This is a genomic window from Modestobacter sp. SYSU DS0290 (genome assembly GCF_054050955.1).
Genome location: NZ_JBJHAI010000005.1, coordinates 82,809 through 101,904, shown reverse-complemented (window position 1 = coordinate 101,904; position 19,096 = coordinate 82,809). Strand labels below are relative to the sequence as shown.

Below are 19,096 nucleotides of genomic sequence, written 5' to 3'. Positions count from 1 at the left end.
GACATGGTCCGCCGCGGCTCGTCCTCCGACGTGGGTGCCGACATGGCCGCGCTCGAGGCGGCCCAGCAGGAGAAGCGCCGCCTGCTCGACCGTGCGGCCGAGACCGCCGGCACGCTCGCCGCTGAGCCGGCCGCCGGTCCCGTCCCCCCCGCGCCGGCCGACACCGCGGCGCTGCTGCACCGCTTCTACGCCGGGGAGCCGGCTGCCGAGATCGTCGGGCACGATCCCGCCGACCTCGCCGCGCTCGCCCTGGCCCACCTCACGCTGGCCGCCTCCCGGCCGCCGGGCACCGCCACCGTCGACGTCCACCGCACCGCCGACGGCCGGGCCGTGCTGCGGGTGGTCGTCGACGACATGCCCTACCTGGTCGACTCGGTCACCGCGGAGGTGGTCCGCCAGGGCGTCGCCGTGGAGCACGTCGTCCACCCGGTCGTGGTGGTCCGCCGGGACGCCGAGGGTGCGCTGACCGCCTTCTGCGACAGCGCCGACGCCGCCGCCAGCGGCCCGGACGCGGCCGCCGAGTCGTGGATGGCCGTGGTGCTCGCCGGCCAGGTCGACGACGAGGCCGCCGCCGACCTGGTCGCCGGGCTCGCCGGCGTGCTCGCCGACGTCCGGCGGGCCCACGAGGACGCCGCTGCGCTCGCCGACCGCGCCCGTTCGGTGGCGGCCGCGCTGGACCGGCTCCCCGTCGGCCCGGGCGAGGGCACCGCCGGTCACCCGGCCGACGACCCGGCGGAGGCCGCGGCCCTGCTGCGCTGGCTGGCCGACGGGACGTTCCTCTTCCTCGGCGCCCGGACCGTGGAGCTGGTGGGGGAGGACGCCACTCCCGAGGTGGTGCCCGGGTCGGAGCTCGGCGTGCTGCGCAGCTCCCCCGACCGGGCCACCTCCGTCGCCCCGGCCGCGCTGGCCGCCCGGGGCGGCACCGGCCACCGGGTGCTGGTGACCAAGGGCGACGCCCGGTCGACCGTGCAGCGCCCCGCCTGGCTGGACCTCGTCGTCGTCGACCTGCCCAGCGACGCCCCCGGCAGCCGGGCGCGTCAGCACCTGCTGGTCGGCCTGTTCCCCACCGAGGCCTACGCCAGCAGCGTCCGGGACGTGCCGCTGGTGCGCCGCACCGCCGCCGCCGTCCTCGCCGGCTCCGGCGTCCCGGCCGACAGCCACTCGGGCAAGGAGCTGCTCGACGTCCTGGAGAGCTACCCGCGCGACGAGCTGCTCCAGGTCGACGTCGACGAGCTGCTGCCGGTGGCGCTGGCCGTGCTGCACCTGCGCGAACGCCGGCAGACCCGGCTGTTCCTGCGCCGCGACCCGTTCGGCCGGTTCTTCTCCGCGCTGGTCTACCTGCCCCGGGACCGCTACACGACCGCCGTCCGGCTGGCGATGCAGCAGCTGCTGCTGGAGCACCTGGGCGGGACGGCGGTGGAGTTCACCGTCCGCTCCAGCGAGTCGGTGCTCACCCGGCTGCACTTCGTCGTGCGGGTGCCGGTCAGCCGGCGGGGGCTGCCGCAGCTGCCGGACGTCGACGTGCCGGCCCTGGAGACGGCGCTGGCCGGCGCCGCCCGCAGCTGGACCGACGACCTGGCCGACGCGCTGGCCGCCCGGCACGGCGACGGAGCCCCCCGGCTGCTCGCCCGGGTCGCCGACGCCTTCCCCGCGGCCTACCAGGAGGACTTCCCGGCGGCGGTCGCCGTCGACGACCTGGCCCGGCTGGACCGGCTCGCACCGGGGCAGATGGACCTGCGCCTGCGCTCGCCGCGGGACCCGGCCGAGGGGGAGCGACGGCTGACGATCTACCGGGTGGGGGACCGGCTGCTGCTGTCCGACGTCCTCCCGGTGCTGCAGCACATGGGCGTCGACGTCCTCGACGAACGGCCCTACGAGATCGACCGGATCGGCGCCCCGCTGGCCTGGGTCTACGACTTCGGGCTGGCCTCCACCACCGACGAGGTGCCCTTCGCGGGCACCCTCCCGGAGCGGTTCACCGAGACGGTCACCGCGGTCTGGGCCGGCCGCACCGAGGACGACGGGCTCAACGCCCTGGTGCTGCTGGCCGGGCTCACCTGGCGGCAGGTGGCGGTGCTGCGCGCCTACGTGCAGTGGCTGCGCCAGGGCGGGCTGCCCTTCGGCCAGGACTACCTCCAGCAGACACTCGCCGCCCACCCGCGCATCGTCGCCCGGCTGGTGGCGCTGTTCGAGACCCGCTTCCACCCCGACCGCGCCGCCGGGCGCGAGTCCCGCACCGAGGCGCTGGTCACCTCGCTGACCGAGGCGATCGGCGAGGTGGCGTCGCTGGACGCCGACCGGGTGCTCACCGCGCTGCTCGCCGCGGTCCGGGCGACCGTGCGCACCACGGCGTACACCGCCGACGTCGTCGCCGGGCGCGCGCCGCTGGCGCTGAAGCTGGACCCGACCGGGGTGCCCGACCTGCCCGAGCCGCGGCCGGCCCGGGAGGTCTGGGTCAGCTCCCCGCGGGTGCTCGGGGTGCACCTGCGCTTCGGCGCCGTCGCCCGGGGCGGGCTCCGCTGGAGCGACCGCCGCGAGGACCTGCGCACCGAGGTGCTCGGCCTGGTCAAGGCGCAGACGGTGAAGAACACCGTCATCGTCCCCACCGGCGCCAAGGGCGGGTTCGTCCCGCTCCGGCCGCCGGGTGAGGGCGCTTCGCGGGACGACGTGCTGGCCGAGGGGCAGGCCTGCTACCGGCTGTTCATCGGCGCCCTGCTCTCGCTCACCGACAACCTGGTCGAGGGGGAGGTCGCCCCGCCGGAGCGGGTGGTCCGGTACGACGGTGACGACACCTACCTGGTGGTCGCCGCCGACAAGGGGACGGCGACCTTCTCCGATCTGGCCAACGCGGTGGCGATCGAACGCGGCTTCTGGCTGGGCGACGCCTTCGCCTCCGGCGGCTCGGTCGGCTACGACCACAAGGCCATGGGCATCACCGCCCGGGGTGCCTGGGAGTCGGTCACCCGGCACTTCCGCGAGCTCGGCGTCGACGTGCAGAGCCAGGAGGTGACCGTCGTCGGCATCGGTGACATGTCCGGCGACGTCTTCGGCAACGGCATGCTGCTGTCCGAGCACCTGCGGCTGGTCGCCGCCTTCGACCACCGGCACGTGTTCGTCGACCCGACGCCGGACGCCGCCACCTCCTTCGCCGAGCGGCAGCGGCTGTTCGGCCTGCCGCGCTCCTCCTGGGCGGACTACGACCGGTCGCTGATCAGCCCCGGCGGCGGGGTGTGGCCGCGGACGGCGAAGGCGGTGCCGGTGTCCGCGCCGATGCGCGAGGCCCTCGGGCTGCCCGCGGGCGTCGATTCGCTCAGCCCGGTCGACCTGGTCCGCGCCGTGCTGCTCGCCCCGGTCGACCTGCTGTTCAACGGCGGCATCGGCACCTACGTGAAGGCGGCCACGGAGAGCGCGGCCGACGTGGGCGACAAGGCCAACGACGCCGTCCGGGTCAACGGGGGGCAGCTGCGCGTCCGGGTGGTGGGGGAGGGCGGCAACCTCGGCCTGACCCAGCGCGGCCGGATCGAGTACGCCCTGACCGGCGGGCGGCTGAACACCGACGCCATCGACAACTCCGCCGGGGTGGACACCTCCGACCACGAGGTCAACATCAAGATCGCGCTGAACCGGGTGGTCGACGAGGGTCGGCTGGACGCCGGGGGGCGGGCCCGGCTGCTGGCCGAGATGACCGACGAGGTCGCGGCCGCCGTGCTCACCGACAACCACGCGCAGAACGCCACGCTGGCCGGCGAGGCCGCGGCCGCGCGGGGCCTGCTCGACGCCCACCAGCGCTACCTGCGCTGGCTGGAGCGCGGGGGCCGGCTGGACCGGGCGGTGGAGTTCCTGCCCGACGACCGGGCGATCACCGAGCGCCGCCGGGACGGGCTGGCGCTGACCGGCCCCGAGCTGTCGGTGCTGCTGGCCTACGCCAAGATCGAGGCCGGCGACGCGGTGCTCGCCTCCGGGCTGCCCGATGACCCGGCGCTGGCCGGGCTGCTGCAGGAGTACTTCCCCGGTCCGCTGCGCGGCCGGTTCGCCGCAGCGCTGGCCGACCACCCGCTGCGCCGGGAGATCGTGGCGACCGTCCTCACCAACCGCACCGTCAACACCGCTGGCGTCACCGGGGTGTTCCGGCTGGCCGAGGAGACCGGGGCGCCGCTGGCGGCGGTGGTCCGGGCCCACGCCGTCGCCCGGGCCGTCTTCGACGTCGACCGGCTCTGGGACGCGCCGCGCGAGCTGGACAACCGGGTGCCGGCGGCCACCCAGGTGCACCTGCGCACCGAGGCGACCCGGCTGGCCGAGCGGGCCACCCGCTGGCTCCTCCGGCTGCCGGAGCTGACCGCGGAGCCCGCGCCGTCGCTGCAGGCCGTCGTCGACCGGTTCACCGGGCCCGTCGCGGAGGTCTCCGCCGGGCTGCCCGGGTGGCTGCTGGGCGCCGACGCCGCCGGCTACGCGGAGCGGGCCGCCGCGCTGCAGGCCGACGGCGTCCCCGCGGAGCTGGCCGCGCAGGTGGCGGTCGCGCCGCTGCTGCCGGCTGCGCTCGACCTCGCGGTGGTCGCCGAGACCACCGGCGCACCGATCGCGCTGGCCGCCCAGGTGGCCCAGTGCCTGGGCGAGCGGCTGGGCCTGGTCCCGCTGCGGGAGCTGGTCATCGCGCTGCCCCGCAACCGCCGGTGGGACTCCATCGCCCGCACCTCGCTGCGCGACGACCTCGCCACCGAGCAGGTGACGCTCGCCGCCGATGTGCTGGGCCTGCGCCGGTCGGACGACGAGCCGGCGGACGCCCTGGTCGGCCGGTGGGCCGACGCCTGGGACGTGGCCCAGCAACGCGCCGCGGTGCAGCTGGAGGAGCTGGCGACCGGCGAGCGGCACGAGCTCGCCGAGCTGCTCGTCGCCGTGCGCACCCTGCGCGGCCTGCGCCGGCGCGCATGACCCACTGATCGGCGGGGCACAACCGGACGGTGAAGACCGTCGTCGTCGCCGTCCTGGGTGGCCTGCTGACCCTCGCCGGCATCGCCCTCCTCGTGCTGCCCGGGCCGGGCTTCGTGCTCGTGGCGGCCGGCCTGGCGGTGCTCGCCACCCGCTTCTCCTGGGCCAAGAAGCCGCTGGACTACGCCCGGGAGAAGGCCGAGGAGGGCATCGAGGAGGTCGGCCGCAGTCCGTGGCGCGCTGCCGGGGCGGTGCTCGCCGCACTCGCCCTCGCCGCGCTCGGCGTGCTCACCCTGATCGGGGTGGACATCCCGTTCGCCAACGCCTTCACCGCCGTCGTGCTGATCATCTCCGGGCTCTTCCTCGTCGGGACCGTGGTCTTCGCCCGGCACGAAGAGCACGTCCAGGTCGAGCGGGCGCACCGCCCGGCCGGCGTCCCCGGCAGCGGCGGCGCCTACCGCGCGGCGGCGCCCCACCAGGACTGAGCCGCCGGCTCGACCCGCGGCCTCCTCAGAGCTCGGGACGGCGCAGGCCGTGGCCGGTGGCCTGCTCGAAGGCGTGCCCGACCTCGAGCACCCGGCGGTCCGCCCGGGGGGCGCCGACGACCTGCAGGCCCACCGGCAGCCCGTCGGCGGTGAAGCCGCCGGGCACCGACAGCGCGGGGCACCCGGTGGCCGAGATCAGCGTGCAGGACCGCATCCAGCCCAGGTAGTCGTCGAACTCCACCCCGTTCACCGCGGTGGGGTACTCGACCTCCACCGGGAAGGGCAGCACCTGCGTGGTCGGGGCGAGCAGCACGTCGTACCGCTCGAAGAAGGCGACGACGCGCTCGTACAGCTTCGTGTGCGCGACCTCGGCCCGGCCGACGTCGGCCCCGGTGAGCTCCGCGCCCCGTTCGGCGTTCCAGCGGATCGTCTGCTTGAACATCTCCGGGCTCCGCCGCACCTGGTCGCCGAAGCTCGCCTCGAACAGCCAGGCCCGCAGCACCCCGAACACCTCGTCGGCGTCGCGCAGGTCCGGGCAGTCCTCCTCGACGATCGCGCCCAGGTCCCGGAACACCCCGAGCTGGGCCATGAGGACCTCGGTGATCGCCGGGTCGACCGGCACCCGGCCGCCGAGGTCCGGGGTCCAGGCGATCCGCAGGCCGGTCAGCTCGGTGGGCAGTGGCGCGGCGAAGGGGTGCCCGGGCTCGGACAGCGAGATCGGCACCCGCGGGTCGGGGCCGGCCAGCACCGACAGCTGGAGGGCGACGTCGGAGACGGTCCGGCCCATCGGGCCCTGCACCGACAGCTGCGACCAGCCGATCGGTGCCGGGTGGGTGGGCACCCGGCCCGGGGTGGTGCGCAGCCCCACGACGTTGCAGAAGGCGGCGGGGTTGCGCAGCGAGCCGCCCATGTCGCTGCCCTCGGCCAGCGGCACGAGCCCGGCCGCCAGCGCTGCGGCCGCCCCGCCGGAGGACCCGCCGGCCGACAGCCCGTGCCGGTAGGGGTTGTGCGTGGCACCGAAGAGGGTGTTGAAGGTGTGTGATCCGGCGGCGAACTCCGGCACGTTCGTCTTGCCCACCCGGATCGCGCCGGCGGCCCGCAGCCGGGCCACGGCCAGCTCGTCGCGCGCGGGCACGGTGTCGGCGTGCAGGGGCGAGCCCCACGTCGTCCGCATGCCGCCGGTCTGGTGGGTGTCCTTGTGCGCCACCGGCAGGCCGTGCAGCGGGCCGACGGGCTGGCCGGCGGCGAGCTGGGCGTCGGCGGCGTCGGCCGCGGCGCGGGCGCCCTCGGGATCCAGCGTCACGATCGCGTTGAGCGCCGGGTCCAGCCGGTCGATCCGCGCCAGGTGGGCCTCCAGCAGCTCGCGGGCGCTCACCTGCCGGGAGCGGATCAGCGCCGCCAGCTCGGTGGCCGGGCGGGTGCACAGGTCGTCGCTCACCCCGGCGACGCTAGCCGGTCTCTCAGCGGTGAGTAACCGTGCTCACCGGGTGACCGCGTCAACCGGCACGATCAGGGTGAGCTGGCTGCCGCCGTCGTGTTCCACGTGCAACCCGTTGCGGCGCAGCAGCGCGCGCAGGCGCACCACGGACTCCGGTTCGGCCGTCGTCGTCGCCAGCAGGCGGGCCAGCCGTCCCTTGTGCGCCTTGTTGAAGTGCGAGACGACCGCACGGGTGCCGTCCGGCCGCTCGCTGAGCACCTGGACGGTGACCGCGTCCGGCACCGGGGCCAGCTCCGCGTAGGCGCCCGAGCGCAGGTCGACGACGAGCTCGCCGGTGCCGGCCAGCACGTCGGTGAGCGCGGGCTTCCACAGCGACCGCAGGGTGGGCAGGCCGGGCAGCGCCGAGCCCGCTGAGAGCCGGTAGGCCGGCACCGGGTCGCCCGCCCGCACGACGCCGAACAGCGCCGACCCCACGGCCAGCCGGCCGGCGGCGCGGGACCGCTGGGCACGGGTCAGCGACCGGACGTCCAGCGCGTCGTAGAGCACGCCGGTGTAGCGCTCGATGGCCGGCATCGTCGGGCTGGTGCGCAGCGCGGCGTTCCGGGTGATCTCCTCGTCCTGCTTCGCCGAGAGCCCGAGCGCGGCGCGGGCGGCCGGGACGTCGGCGGCGAGGTCGACCAGCGCGCCGACCAACTGCGCGCGGATCGGCGTCAGCTCCGGCGCGGTGAGCGCCGCCAGGTCGAGCGGGGGACCCTCGCCACCGGGCTGCTTGGTCTCCGACGGGGGCAGCAGGACGAGCACGTCGTCCGACGGTACGGGGCGGCGGTCGGTGCCCGGACACCGCGGTGGCAGGCTGTCGGGGCGCCCGGAGCCGCGGGCGGCGTACGGCGCTGCTCGCGGGCGATGCGCCGTCGGGTCATCTAACGTCCTCGATCACTGCCGTGCGCAGTGCCCGGGGTGGAGTTCTGCAGGTCAGGAGGTGGAGACGGTGCTCGTGCTGGACAGCGCAGCCGTCTCCACCCGCGGTCCACGCCCGGACAACCAGGACTCCGCGGTCGGGGGGCCACTGCTGGTCGCGATCGCCGACGGGGTCGGCGGCAACGTCGGCGGTGCGGTCGCCTCCTCGCTGGTCGCCACCTGGCTCGCGCCGCTGGCCGTGGGCAGCACCGGGGACGGGGCCGACGACCCGGTCCGGGTGGTGGCCAGCGCGAACGAGCGGATCCGCGCCGCCTACACCGAGCGCCCGCGGCTGCGCACGATGGCGACCACCCTCACCGCGATGCACGTCGACGCGGAGGGTCTGGTGCTGCTGCACATCGGCGACTCCCGCGGCTACCTGCTCTCGGCCGGTGAGCTGACCCAGGTGAGCACCGACCACACCCTCGTGCAGGCGCTGATCGACGCCGGCAGCCTCACCCCGGCCCAGGCCCGGGTGCACCCGCAGCGGTCGGCGGTCTACGCCGCGCTGCACGGCGCGGACGACGACGTCGCCGCGCTGGACGTGATCCGGCTGGACGCCGCCCCCGGTGATCGGGTGATGGTCTGCTCCGACGGCCTCTCCGACGTCGTCCCCCCGGACGTCATCGCCGGGCTGCTCGGCACCGGTACCCCGGCCGACGCGGCCGCGGCGCTGCGGGACGCCGCGCTCGCCGGACCGCCGACGGACAACATCACCGTCGTCGTCGCCGACGTGCGATCGACCGAGGGCCCGCTGCCGCAGCGGCTGTGCACCGTGGGGGCGGCGCAGGAGCTGCGCGAGGAGACCGCCGAGGCACTGGAGGCCGACTGGCCCGGCCCGGTGCCGGTCGGCCTGGTCCAGCACCGCCCGCACTGACCCGCAGGGTGTCCGGCCCTCAGGCCGCCCGGCGGCGCACCACGTCTCCGTGGGCCATGAGTGCCCACGCCGCGTGGCGCAGGTCCATCCGCTCGCCGTCGGAGGGCAGGGCGGTGGGCAGGGAGCCCGGGTGGGGGAGCAGTGACGGCGGCTGCGTGCCGGCAGCCACCGTCGCGCATCAGCAGGGCTCGTCGCTGTGCGCGGGTGGCGTACCGGCGGCGTCGCACGCCAGCCGCCGGCGACTCAGTCGGCGAGGTCGACGACGACCGGGGCGTGGTCGCTGGCGCCCTTGCCCTTGCGCTCCTCGCGGTCGATCCGGGCGTCGCTGACCCGGCGGGCCAGCGCGGGGGAGCCCAGCACGAAGTCGATGCGCATGCCCTCGCGGCGGGGGAAGCGCAGCTGGGTGTAGTCCCAGTACGTGTAGACGCCCGGCCCCGGGGTGTACGGCCGGACGACGTCGGTGAACCCGGCCTCGACCACGCCGCGGAAGGCCGCCCGCTCCGGCTCGGAGACGTGCGTGGAGGAGCTGAACACCGAGATGTCCCAGACGTCGTCGTCCTGCGGGGCGATGTTCCAGTCACCGACGAGCGCCACCTGCGCCTCGGCGTCCTCGGTCAGCCAGCCGCCGGCGCTGACCCGCAGGGCCTCCAGCCACTCCAGCTTGTACTGCAGGTGCGGGTCGGTGAGCGTGCGGCCGTTGGGCACGTAGAGGCTCCACACCCGGACCCCGCCGCAGGTGGCGCCCAGCGCCCGGGCCTCGGCGGCCGGCTCGGCGCCCTCCTTGGCCCAGGACGGCATCCCCGGGAAGCCCACCTCGACGTCGGTCAGCCCCACCCGGGACAGCAGCGCGACGCCGTTCCACTGCGAGTAGCCGACGTGGGCCACCTCGTAGCCCAGCGCGCGGAAGCGCTCCTCGGGGAACTGCTCGTCCTTGCACTTGGTCTCCTGCAGCGCCAGGACGTCGACGTCGCTGCGCTGCAGCCAGGCTTCCACCCGGTCGACGCGGCTGCGGATGGAGTTCACGTTCCAGGTCGCCAGGCGCACGGGGACCGAGCCTAGGTGGGCCCGGCGCCGTCGTCAGGCTTGGGGGAGCGGGGTGAGCTGGGTGTCCTGCCGGGCCTGCTGGCGGGCGCGCAGCCGCTCGCGGCTCTCCACGAACTTCGTCGCCTGGGCGTCCAGCCCCACCATGAACTGCGCCAGCTCCTCGCGGGCCTGCTCGCCCGCGGGGCCGAGGTTGGTCCGCTCGAACACCTTCCAGGCGCGCAGCACCGGGGAGATGACCTCGTCGTGGTGCAGGCGCAGGTCGTAGATGCCGGCCTTGGCGATGATCACCGAGTTCTTGCGGAAGCCGGCCATGGTGGCCCCGGGCATCTCGAACCGCATGACCTCGTCGGCGACTGCGCGCATGGTGGCGTCGGGGTCGATCTCGAACGCCGCGGAGACGATGTTCCGGTAGAAGACCATGTGCAGGTTCTCGTCCTTGGCGATCCGGGCGAGCAGCTGGTCGGCGATCGGGTCGCCGGTGGCCTTGCCGGTGTTCCGGTGGCTCACCCGGGTGGCGAGCTCCTGGAAGGACACGTAGGCGACCGTCTCCAGCGCGGTCTTGTCGCCGGAGTCGTAGCCGGAGGTCATGTAGTCCATCCGGGCCCGCTCGAGCTCCACCGGGTCGACCCCACGGGTGACGACGAGGTAGTCCCGCAGGGCGATGCCGTGCCGGTTCTCCTCCGCCGTCCAGCGGCCCACCCAGGTGCCCCAGGCGCCGTCCCGGCCGAACTGGGTGGCGATCTCCCGGTGGTAGCTGGGCAGGTTGTCCTCGGTGAGCAGGTTGGTGAACATCGCCGCCTTGGCGGTCTCGTCCAGCCTCGACTGCTCCGGCGACCAGTCCTCGCCCCCGAGGAACCCGAAGTCGCGCCCCTCGGACCAGGGGACGTAGTCGTGCGGGTGCCACTCCTGGGCCAGCCCGAGATGGCGGTTGAGGTTCTCCTCCACGACCGACTCGAGCTCGATGAGCAGCGCGGACTGTGACGGGGTCTGCGGCACGGGTCCTCCTGGGATCTGACCTACGGTCTCGTAACCTACGCAACCGTAACAACGTGGGCGGCGGCGCCGCTCTCCCCGGTTACCCAGGGCTCGGCCGGTGCAGTCCGCAGGTCGTTCCCCCGGTCGCAGCCGCGCCCGGGAACGTGGGCTGACCGTGATCATGCGAGGACGCACCGTCGACATCGCAGGCCCGGACGGGTGATCCACAGGTGGATCCGGCGCACGGCACCCGCCCACGGTGGGAGCATGGGCGGGATGATCGGGTGCTGCGAGGGGACGACGGCTGCGTGAGCGACGACCCGTCGGGCCCGGCCCGCACCTCCGGACCCCCGCCACCCGCCGGCGCCACCGCCGTCCGCGGCCACGGCCGGCACTCCGTCCGCGGCTTCGGCTCCGCGCTGTGGCTCACCGTCGTCGGCGCCGTCCTGCCGGGCACGGCCCTGGTGGCCGGTGGCCGGCGCCGCCTGGGCGCCGCCGTCCTCGTCGTGTTCGGGCTGCTGATGGCCGGGCTGGTGTGGCTCGGGCTGGGCGGCTGGCGGGACGCCGTCCGGGTGGCCGTGGACTCCACCGCCCTCACCTGGGTGGTCGTCGGGATGGTCGTGCTCGCCGTGGCCTGGGCGGTGATGGTGGTCGCCGGGTACCTCGTGCTGCGCCCGCGCCGGCTCCGTCCCTGGCAGCAGGCGGTGGGCGCCGGGGTGGTCCTGGTCCTCTGCGCGGGGATCGCCTGGCCGACCCACCAGGCGGTGGGGGCCGCCCTGGCGCAGCGCGACCTGGTCGAGACGGTGTTCGCCGACCGGGAGAGCGCCACCGTCACCGAGCCGGTGGACGACGACCACCCCTTCGGGGACCAGCAGGAGGTCAACGTCCTCCTGCTCGGCGGCGACGGCGGGGAGGGGCGCGACGGGGTGCGCACCGACACCGTCATCGTCGCCAACATCCAGACCCGCACCGGGCAGACGACGCTGTTCAGCCTGCCCCGCAACCTCGAGGACCTGCCCTTCCCCGAGGACAGCCCGCTGCACGACGTCTGGCCCGACGGGTTCGACGTCGGCAGCGAGAGCGAGAGCCTGCTCAACGCCGTGTACCGCAACGGCCCGGCCTGGTACCCCGACATCCTGGGGCCGACCGACGACCTCGGCGCGGACATGCTCAAGCTGGGCGTCGGCGAGGCGCTGGGCCTGCACATCGACTACTTCGTGCTGGTCAACCTCGAGGGGTTCAGCCGGCTGGTCGACGCGCTGGGCGGCATCACGGTCAACGTGAACTACTGGGTCCCGGTCAACGGCATCGTCGGTCAGGAGCTCCCCGACGACTACATCGCGCCGGGCCCGGACCAGCACATGGACGGCCCGCGCGCGCTGGACTTCGCCCGGGGCCGCTACGGGCTCTCGGACTACCAGCGGATGGACCGCCAGCGCTGCGTCATCGACGCGATCGTCGAGTCCGCCGACCCGGTGACCCTGCTGTCCCGGTACCGGGAGCTGGCCGCGACGACGCAGGACATCGTCTCCACCGACATCCCGCAGTCGCTGCTGGACGACGTCGTCGACCTGGCCTTCCTCGTGCAGGACACCGAGATCCGCAGCGTCGTCTTCGACGACACGGTGATCACCCCGGCCTATCCGGACTACGACCGCATCCGGTCACTGGTGCAGGAGGCGCTGCAGCCGCCGTCGGACGGCGACGCAGCAGCCGGGACCACCGCGCCGCCGGCCGGCGCCACGCAGCCGTCGAGCTCCGCCGCTGCGCCGAGTCCGCCGGCCGCGTCGAGCTCGCCGGGCACCTCGGCGGCCGCGAGCCCGGCCGCCGAGGTGACCGACGCCTGCGCCTACGACCCGGCCCAGGCGCGGGAGGCGCTGGACGCCGGCAAGCCGCCGACCAAGCGCAGCTGAGCCTCAGAGCCGGTCGAAGGGTGCGGCGTACCGGAAGGTGCCCGGCGGCGTCGCCGGGCCCAGCAGTCGAGCCTGGAAGTGCTCGCCCCAGTGCGGGTCCGGGGCGGTGACCCCCAACTCGGCGGCGGGGCGGAACCCGAACCGCCGGTAGTACGCCGGTGCGCCCAGCAGGACGACCAGCCGTTCGTCGCACGCCTCGGCCACGGCGAGCAGTGCGTGCACCAGGGCGGTCCCGACGCCGCGCCGCTGGGCGGTGGGGAGCACCCCGAGCGGCCCCAGGCCCAGCGCGGGGACCCCGAGGGGCTCCAGCCGGCCGCGGGTGGCGAGCACATGCCCGATCACCTGATCCCCCTGGACCGCGACGAGCGCCAGGTGGGGCAGGAAGCCGGGGTCCGCGCGGAGCTCGTCGACCAGCCGCACCTCCACGGCCTCTCCGCCGTCCGGGAGGTCCGGCGGCGCGAACGCCGCGCGGTGCACCTCACGAACGCGTCCGGCGTCGGCCGGCTGCTCGCGGCGGATGATCACGCCGGCATGCTGCCCCGGGCCCGGCGTGGCCGCAGCCGATTTCCCGGCCTGCCTCAGGCGGTGGCGAGGTCGCGGCGGCGGAACGCGCCGAGGCCGATCGTGGCCAGCGCCGCGGTGACCGCCAGCAGCCCGGCCACCGGCGCGGTCGACCAGGGCTCCACCGGCATGGCCGGCGTCCAGGCCAGCGGCGAGAGGTCGGCCACCCAGCTGGGCCAGTCGAAGGACTCGGCGAACAACGTGACGACGGCGACCACACCGAAGGCTGCCCAGGCCGCGGGCAGCGCCGGCTCGGGGGCCAGCCCGACCAGGGCGACGGCGACCGCGACCACCACCCAGACGCCGGCCGTGTGCGCCAGCGCCGCGCCGAGCACCCGGGCGAGGTCACCGGGGTCCCCGGTGGAGACCGCGCGGGCCGCACCCATGCCGAGCCCGCCGAGCCCGAGCAGCACGAACGTCCCGGCGAGGGTGATCAGGACGTGCCCGCCCAGCCAGCGGCTCCGCGAGGTCGCGGTGGCCAGCACCGGCTCGGCGCGACCGGCGGCCTCCTCGGACCGGGCCCGCAGCGCCGCCGAGACCCCGTAGGCGGCCACCAGCAGCGCCGTCATGGTCAGCGCCACGCTGAGGAAGGCGTCGACCAGCCCGGCCGAGGAGGCATCGGGCAGGAAGGCGGCGACGTCGGGGTTGTCGGTCAGCAGCGTCTCCACCGACTCGGCGAGGGCGCCGTAGACCGCGCCCAGCAGCGCCACCCCGACCGCCCAGCCGAGCAGGGCGCCGCGGTGCAGCCGCCAGGCCAGGCCCAGGGGTGAGAGCAGTGACCGCGGGGCCACCGCGGCCGCGGGGCGGGGCTGCACCAGCCCGGCACCGAGGTCCCGCCGGTCCAGCACCTGGGCGGCCGCCGCCAGCGCCAGCCCGCCACCGGCCACGCTCAGCAGCAGCGGCCACCAGCGGTCGTCGGACCAGGGGTGGCTGGCCTGGGCCCAGCCCACCGGGGACGCCCAGGACAGTCCGTTGCCCTCGACGTCGCCGATGGCCCGCACCACCAGGGACGCCCCGAGCAGGGCGCCGACCAGGCCGTACACCCCGCGCGCGGTGGAGACGACCTGGGCGGCCAGTGCGGTGAGCCCGGTGAACACCAGCCCGGTCGCCGTCGCCGAGGCGCCCAGCAGGAAGGAGCCGGTCGCGGGGAGGCCGCTGGCGGTGGCCCCGGCGCCGATCGCCGCCCCCAGTGCCGCACTGGCCAGCGCGGCGACGGCCGCGCCCGCGGCCAGCGGGGCGTGCCGGCCGATCCGGGTCGACCGGACCAGCTCGGTGCGCCCGAGCTCCTCGTCGGCGCGGGTGTGCCGCACGGTGGTGAACATGACCATCAGCGCCGCGACGACGGCGAGCGGGGTGGCCATCTCGAAGGCGACGGTGCCCGCGATCGTGTCCAGGCCCACCGGCGGGCCGGCGAGGGCGATCGAGGCGGCGTTGCTGCCCACGGAGACCCGGTAGGCGGCCAGCGAGCCGGGCGAGTCGTAGGTCGACTGGGCGGCGGCGGACTGCACGACCACCAGCAGGGTGCCGCCGACCACCCAGACGGGCAGCCGCACCCGGTCCCGGCGGAGCGCGAACCGGAGCAGCGCGCCGGTGCCGGTCAGCGCGGGGCGGGCGGTCACCGCGCGCCGTCCGCGGTGGCGGCCGTCTGGTCGTAGTGCCGGAGGAAGAGCTCCTCCAGGGTGGGCGGCGCGCTGTGCAGGGACCGCAGCCCGGCCTCGCTCAGGCAGCGCACCGCGGCGTCCAGCGCGTCGCCGTCGACGTCGAAGGCCACGCGGCCGTCGGTCGCCTCCAGCCCGTGCACCCCGGGCAGCTCGGCCAGCCCGGGCGCGGGGCGGTCGGTCTCCGCGGTGACCGCGGTGCGGGTCAGGTGGCGCAGCTCGGCGAGGGTGCCGCTCTGCACGGTGCGGCCCTGCCGGATGATGCTCACCCGGTCGCACAGCGCCTCCGCCTCGGCGAGGATGTGGCTGCTCAGCAGCACCGTGCGGCCCTCGGCACGGACCTCCTGCACGCAGCGCTGGAAGGTCGCCTCCATCAGCGGGTCGAGCCCGGAGGTCGGCTCGTCGAGCACCAGCAGCTCGGCGTCGGAGGCCAGCGCCGCGACGAGCGCGACCTTCTGCCGGTTGCCCTTGGAGTAGGTCCGCGCCTTCTTGCGCGGGTCGAGGTCGAAGCGCTCCAGCAGCTCGGCGCGCCGCCGGGGGTCCAGGCCGCCGCGCAGCCGGCCGAGCAGGTCGATCACCTCCCCGCCGCTGAGGGTGGGCCACAGGACGACGTCGCCGGGCACGTAGGCCAGCCGGCGGTGCAGGGCGACGGCGTCCCGCCAGGGGTCGCCGCCCAGCAGCCGCACGTCGCCGGAGTCGGCCCGCAGCAGCCCGAGCAGCACCCGGATCGTCGTGGACTTCCCCGCGCCGTTCGGGCCGAGGAAGCCGTGCACCTCCCCGGCGCGCACGGTGAGGTCCAACCCGTCCAGCGCCCGGGTGCGCCCGAAGGACTTCACCAGCCCGGACACCGCGATCACCTCGGTCATGGCGGCGAAGCTACACACGCTTCACAAACTTGTGAAGCTCATTGATGGTGATACAGGCGGGTAACCTCGCGTCCCGAGTGCAGGAGAGGAGGTCCGGTGGCCGACGAGGACGACGCCGAGCGGGTCGTGCTGCTCCGGTTCGTGGAGCGGTTCGCCCTGGTGCTGCGCGAGACCGGGATGCAGCCGATGGCCGCCCGGGTGCTCGCCTACGCACTCGCCGACGACGCCGACCGCTACACCGCGACCGAGCTCGCCGAGGGGCTCCAGGTCAGCCCCGCGGCGATCAGCGGCGCGGTGCGCCAGCTGGTGCAGATCGGGTTCCTGACCCGGGAGCGGGAGCCGGGCACGCGCAGCGACCTCTACGTGCTGCACGACGAGGACCTGTGGTCCCGGTTCTTCGCCGCCCGGCTGGGCGCCCTGGAGCACTACGAGCGGGTGGTCGCCGCGGGGGTGGCCGATCTCGGCGACGAGCGGCCCGGCGGCCGGCGGCTGGCCGAGACCCGGGACTTCTTCGCGTACTTCCGCGCGGAGCTCGCCGCGATGCTCGAGCGATGGCCCGCCGAGCGGGACCGGCGCGCCCGTAGGGTCGGCGCGTGACCTCACCCGCCCCCCGCCGCCCCAGTGAACGACTCGTCGCCCTGCTCGTGCTCGGCATCGCGGCCGTGTTGCTGGTCTCCAGCGTCACCTGGTTCGGCGCCGACCGGGCCGGCGTCGGCATCGGCCAGCTCGTGCTGGCCGTCGCGCTCGCGGTGGTCGGGTTCCTCCTGTACCGCCGCGCGCCGCGCGGCTGACCCGGGGGTCACGCGCTCTCGCGCACGACCAGCTCCGAGGGGAACAGCGTGACCGGAGCCGCGTCGTACCCGAGCACGGTGCCCGCGGCCCGGGCCGCGATCGCCTCGACCGGATGGGTCGCGGTGGTCAGCGACGGTCCGCTGAAGGCGGCCAGCGGCAGGTCGTCGAAGCCGGTGACCGCGACGTCGTCGGGCACCCGGCGGCCCAGCGCCCGCACCGTCCGGATCGCCCCGAGCGCCGTCTCGTCGCAGATGGCGTACAGCGCGTCGGTGTCCGGCCAGCGGCGCAACGCCTCGGCGGCACCGCGCCGGCCGCTCGCGGTGGTGTAGTCACCGGCCAGCACCCGATCGGGCAGCCCGGCGGCGTGCATCGCGGACCGGTGGGCGGCGACCGGGGGCTGCGCGCAGGGCAGCCACGGCGGCCCGGCCAGCATCGCCACGCGGCGACGACCGGACCGGAGGAGGTGCTCGGTGAGCGCAGTCGCGGCCATCGCGCCATCGACGTCGACGAGGGGGACGGCCGGCGAGCCGGCACCGATGGAGACGACCCGCCCGGCCAGCCGGGCTGGGACGGCGGCCAGGACCCGGGCGGTGGTGTTGACCAGGACCACCCCGGCGACCGAGCGGTCCCGGGCCAGCACGTCGAGGACGGGCGCCGGCGCAGCCAGCGGCAGCCACTGCAGCGCCACGCCGAGGCCTTCGCCGGCGCACTGCTGCGCGGCCGAACCGACCACCCGGGACACGTAGGGGCAGTCGACCAGGTCACCGTCCGACGCGCTGGTCACCGCGACGACCAGCCGGGTGCCCCGCCCGCGCACGAGCGCCCGGGCCACCGGGTCGGCGACGTAGCCGAGCTGTTGGACGGCGTCCCGCACCCGGGCGGCCGACGCGGCCGAGGCGGGACCGGAACCGGTCAGCACCCGGGACACCGTCGCCCGGGAAACCCCGGCGACCCGGGCCACGTGCTCGATCGTCACCGGGGGCCGGACCTCGCCCACGCTGCCTCCTCCGCCGGGGCCCCTGTCGTACCACCGCGGGAACCGGTGGGGAACCGCCCGCCCGGCTGGAACCGTTCTCAGCCGTCCGCGGGCTGGCCCCCGGGACCGGCCGGCCGATCGCCGGCGCGCTGCTGCCGGCGGTCGGCCGCGTGCTCCGCCGCCGTCCGCAGCAGCGCCGTGCTCCGGCCCCGCGGCCGCCGGTGGGCCTCCTCGGCCAGTTGCCGCATGGCGATGACCGACGCGGGCTCCCCGGTCATCGGGCCAGCTCGGTGACCGGGGCCTCGGCCAGCACGGTGCCGTCCGCGGCCAGGAAGCGGACCGAGGCCGCGGCTGGGCCGTCCCCCGCGCTGCCCACGCCGGAACCGGCGACCAGCGGCAGGGTGGTGAGGAGCGCCCCGTCGCCGTCCAGCACCTCGGCCACCGCGGCGTCCCGGGGCCCGCTCAGCGCGAGGTCCCCGCCCAGCGGCACCGCCAGCAGCTGATCGACCAGCGGGACGCCGGCTGGCTGCGGGTCGGCGGTCGACGCCGAGCCGGTGGTCGCCCCGTCGGCCTTCAGCCGGGTGGCGCCGACCACCAGCACCGTCGCGCCGGAGCGGAACGTGATCCCGGCCAGCACCAGCTCGCCGGACCCGGTCGGCCCCGCCGCGAGCAGCACGGGGGTCGCGCCGTCCATCCCGGACCCGTAGGCGCCCACCACCGTCCCCAGCACCTGCTGCAGCGTTTCCGCGGAGACCCGGGAGCGCACGCCCCGCGGGTCGGTGAGCCCCTCGACCGGGGACCGCGCGATCGCGGTGGCCCGGTCGGAGGAGACGTAGCTCATCGAGTCGAGCTCCTGCCCGTTGCGTGACACGACGGCCCGCACGCCGTGCGCCAGGCCGCGGAGCGTGCTGATCCGGCCGGCCGCCACGCCGTCCTCCCCGGGCAGCGGCCGCCGGTCCACCCGCTCCTCACCGTCCGCGGTCACGGTGGTGCCGTCCACCAGCTCGACGGTGTCACCGGGAAGGCCGACGACCACCAGCACACCGGACGACCCGCCGGCGGGGACGTCGAGGAACCCCAGCGGCTGGTTGCGGACCACCCGCTGGCCTCCGGTCGCCTGCGTCATCGCCGCCGGGACGGCGCCGGCCGGGCCGGTGAACCAGGTCCCGCTGAGCCGGCCGTCCGCGCTGCCCAGCACGAACGCGACCCGGACGCCGGCCACGTCGCCGGCCCAGGCCACCCGTCGGCTGTCGACGGGCGGAGGGGTGTCCGGGTCGAGCTCGTCGGCCCGCCACGGCAGGGCGGCCACCGCCTGCAGCCAGGCGCTGTCGTCGGCGAGGGGCCCCCGGGTGGGCAGGTCGTAGAGGCTCTGCGTGCTCACCCCCCGTGAGGGTGCGGCGGCATCGACCGCGGTGCCGGGCTCGGGCAGCAGGGCGCCCACCACCGGGACGGCGCCGAACACCAGCGCCACGGACAGCCCGACGCCGGCGACGGCGGCCTGGTGGCGGCGCCGACGGCGGTGCCGGTCGCGGGTGCGGGTCACCAGGTCCCGCGGGTCGGGGGCCAGTGGGGTGGGCCGGTTCGCCAGGTGCGACCGCAGCTCGATCTCGACGTCGATGAGGTCCACG

General features: G+C 75.9%; 17 protein-coding genes. 6 read left to right on the top strand and 11 right to left on the bottom strand.

Features of this window, described 5'->3' with window-relative positions:
• Positions 1–3 precede the first annotated feature (3 nt).
• Entirely contained in the window at positions 4–4,929 is a 4,926-nt protein-coding gene (locus ACI795_RS06965) for an NAD-glutamate dehydrogenase (protein WP_457074659.1), read from the top strand.
• A 29-nt stretch (positions 4,930–4,958) separates the two neighbouring features.
• Positions 4,959–5,411, top strand: a complete 453-nt coding sequence (locus ACI795_RS06960; RefSeq protein ID WP_457074657.1) for a PGPGW domain-containing protein — start codon at positions 4,959–4,961, stop codon at positions 5,409–5,411.
• A 25-nt stretch (positions 5,412–5,436) separates the two neighbouring features.
• On the opposite strand, the gene ACI795_RS06955 is transcribed toward ACI795_RS06960, so the two are convergent.
• Together ACI795_RS06955 and yaaA are read right to left on the bottom strand one after the other, a co-directional pair.
• Positions 5,437–6,849, bottom strand: coding sequence for an amidase (locus ACI795_RS06955; protein WP_457074655.1), 1,413 nt, complete (start codon positions 6,847–6,849; stop codon positions 5,437–5,439).
• 42 nt (positions 6,850–6,891) lie between these two features.
• The gene (yaaA, locus tag ACI795_RS06950; RefSeq protein WP_457074652.1) at positions 6,892–7,650 is read right to left on the bottom strand and encodes a peroxide stress protein YaaA; all 759 of its coding nucleotides are present in this window, start codon (positions 7,648–7,650) and stop codon (positions 6,892–6,894) included.
• Positions 7,651–7,828: 178 nt separating this feature from the next.
• On the opposite strand from yaaA, the gene ACI795_RS06945 reads away from it, so the two are divergent.
• Positions 7,829–8,683, top strand: a complete 855-nt coding sequence (locus ACI795_RS06945) for a PP2C family protein-serine/threonine phosphatase (protein ID WP_457074651.1) — start codon at positions 7,829–7,831, stop codon at positions 8,681–8,683.
• 19 nt (positions 8,684–8,702) lie between these two features.
• On the opposite strand, the gene ACI795_RS06940 is transcribed toward ACI795_RS06945, so the two are convergent.
• From ACI795_RS06940 to ACI795_RS06930, 3 genes are all read right to left on the bottom strand, one after another.
• Positions 8,703–8,852: a hypothetical protein gene (locus tag ACI795_RS06940; protein WP_457074649.1), complete on the bottom strand. Its 150-nt coding sequence runs from the start codon at positions 8,850–8,852 to the stop codon at positions 8,703–8,705.
• A 74-nt stretch (positions 8,853–8,926) separates the two neighbouring features.
• Complete coding sequence (locus ACI795_RS06935) at positions 8,927–9,727, bottom strand: exodeoxyribonuclease III (protein WP_457074647.1); 801 nt, start codon at positions 9,725–9,727, stop codon at positions 8,927–8,929.
• 33 nt (positions 9,728–9,760) lie between these two features.
• Positions 9,761–10,723, bottom strand: coding sequence for an acyl-ACP desaturase (locus ACI795_RS06930; protein ID WP_457074646.1), 963 nt, complete (start codon positions 10,721–10,723; stop codon positions 9,761–9,763).
• A 287-nt stretch (positions 10,724–11,010) separates the two neighbouring features.
• On the opposite strand from ACI795_RS06930, the gene ACI795_RS06925 reads away from it, so the two are divergent.
• Positions 11,011–12,615: an LCP family glycopolymer transferase gene (locus tag ACI795_RS06925; RefSeq protein WP_457074645.1), complete on the top strand. Its 1,605-nt coding sequence runs from the start codon at positions 11,011–11,013 to the stop codon at positions 12,613–12,615.
• Between the two features lie 3 nt (positions 12,616–12,618).
• Here the strand turns inward: ACI795_RS06925 and ACI795_RS06920 are convergent, their stop codons facing one another.
• Genes ACI795_RS06920 through ACI795_RS06910 form a run of 3 tightly spaced genes read right to left on the bottom strand, consistent with a single transcriptional unit; the run spans position 12,619 to position 15,700 of the window.
• Positions 12,619–13,140, bottom strand: coding sequence for a GNAT family N-acetyltransferase (locus ACI795_RS06920; protein WP_457074644.1), 522 nt, complete (start codon positions 13,138–13,140; stop codon positions 12,619–12,621).
• A gap of 53 nt (positions 13,141–13,193) precedes the next feature.
• Positions 13,194–14,795 (bottom strand): ABC transporter permease, encoded by a 1,602-nt coding sequence (locus tag ACI795_RS06915; protein WP_457074642.1) that lies wholly within the window; start codon positions 14,793–14,795, stop codon positions 13,194–13,196.
• Entirely contained in the window at positions 14,792–15,700 is a 909-nt protein-coding gene (locus tag ACI795_RS06910; RefSeq protein WP_457074640.1) for an ATP-binding cassette domain-containing protein, read from the bottom strand. The genes ACI795_RS06915 and ACI795_RS06910 overlap by 4 nt, the downstream gene beginning before the upstream one ends.
• Before the next feature lie 96 nt (positions 15,701–15,796).
• Between ACI795_RS06910 and ACI795_RS06905 the strand changes: the two genes are divergently transcribed.
• Positions 15,797–16,297 (top strand): GbsR/MarR family transcriptional regulator, encoded by a 501-nt coding sequence (locus ACI795_RS06905; protein WP_457074638.1) that lies wholly within the window; start codon positions 15,797–15,799, stop codon positions 16,295–16,297.
• Positions 16,294–16,491, top strand: a complete 198-nt coding sequence (locus ACI795_RS06900) for a hypothetical protein (RefSeq protein ID WP_457074637.1) — start codon at positions 16,294–16,296, stop codon at positions 16,489–16,491. The genes ACI795_RS06905 and ACI795_RS06900 overlap by 4 nt, the downstream gene beginning before the upstream one ends.
• Before the next feature lie 8 nt (positions 16,492–16,499).
• Here the strand turns inward: ACI795_RS06900 and ACI795_RS06895 are convergent, their stop codons facing one another.
• The 3 genes from ACI795_RS06895 to ACI795_RS06885 form a co-directional block, all read right to left on the bottom strand.
• Positions 16,500–17,489: a LacI family DNA-binding transcriptional regulator gene (locus ACI795_RS06895; protein ID WP_457074635.1), complete on the bottom strand. Its 990-nt coding sequence runs from the start codon at positions 17,487–17,489 to the stop codon at positions 16,500–16,502.
• Between the two features lie 77 nt (positions 17,490–17,566).
• Entirely contained in the window at positions 17,567–17,746 is a 180-nt protein-coding gene (locus tag ACI795_RS06890) for a hypothetical protein (protein WP_457074634.1), read from the bottom strand.
• Positions 17,743–19,095, bottom strand: coding sequence for a hypothetical protein (locus ACI795_RS06885; protein WP_457074632.1), 1,353 nt, complete (start codon positions 19,093–19,095; stop codon positions 17,743–17,745). Before ACI795_RS06885 ends, ACI795_RS06890 begins: the two co-directional genes overlap by 4 nt.
• Position 19,096: the final 1 nt, after the last annotated feature.

Coding starts and splice junctions, on each gene's coding strand:
- ACI795_RS06965 (WP_457074659.1), top strand. CDS start 4: ATGGTCCGCCGCGGCTCGTCCTCCGACGTGGGTGCCGACATGGCCGCG.
- ACI795_RS06910 (WP_457074640.1), bottom strand. CDS start 15,700: ATGACCGAGGTGATCGCGGTGTCCGGGCTGGTGAAGTCCTTCGGGCGC.
- ACI795_RS06890 (WP_457074634.1), bottom strand. CDS start 17,746: ATGACCGGGGAGCCCGCGTCGGTCATCGCCATGCGGCAACTGGCCGAG.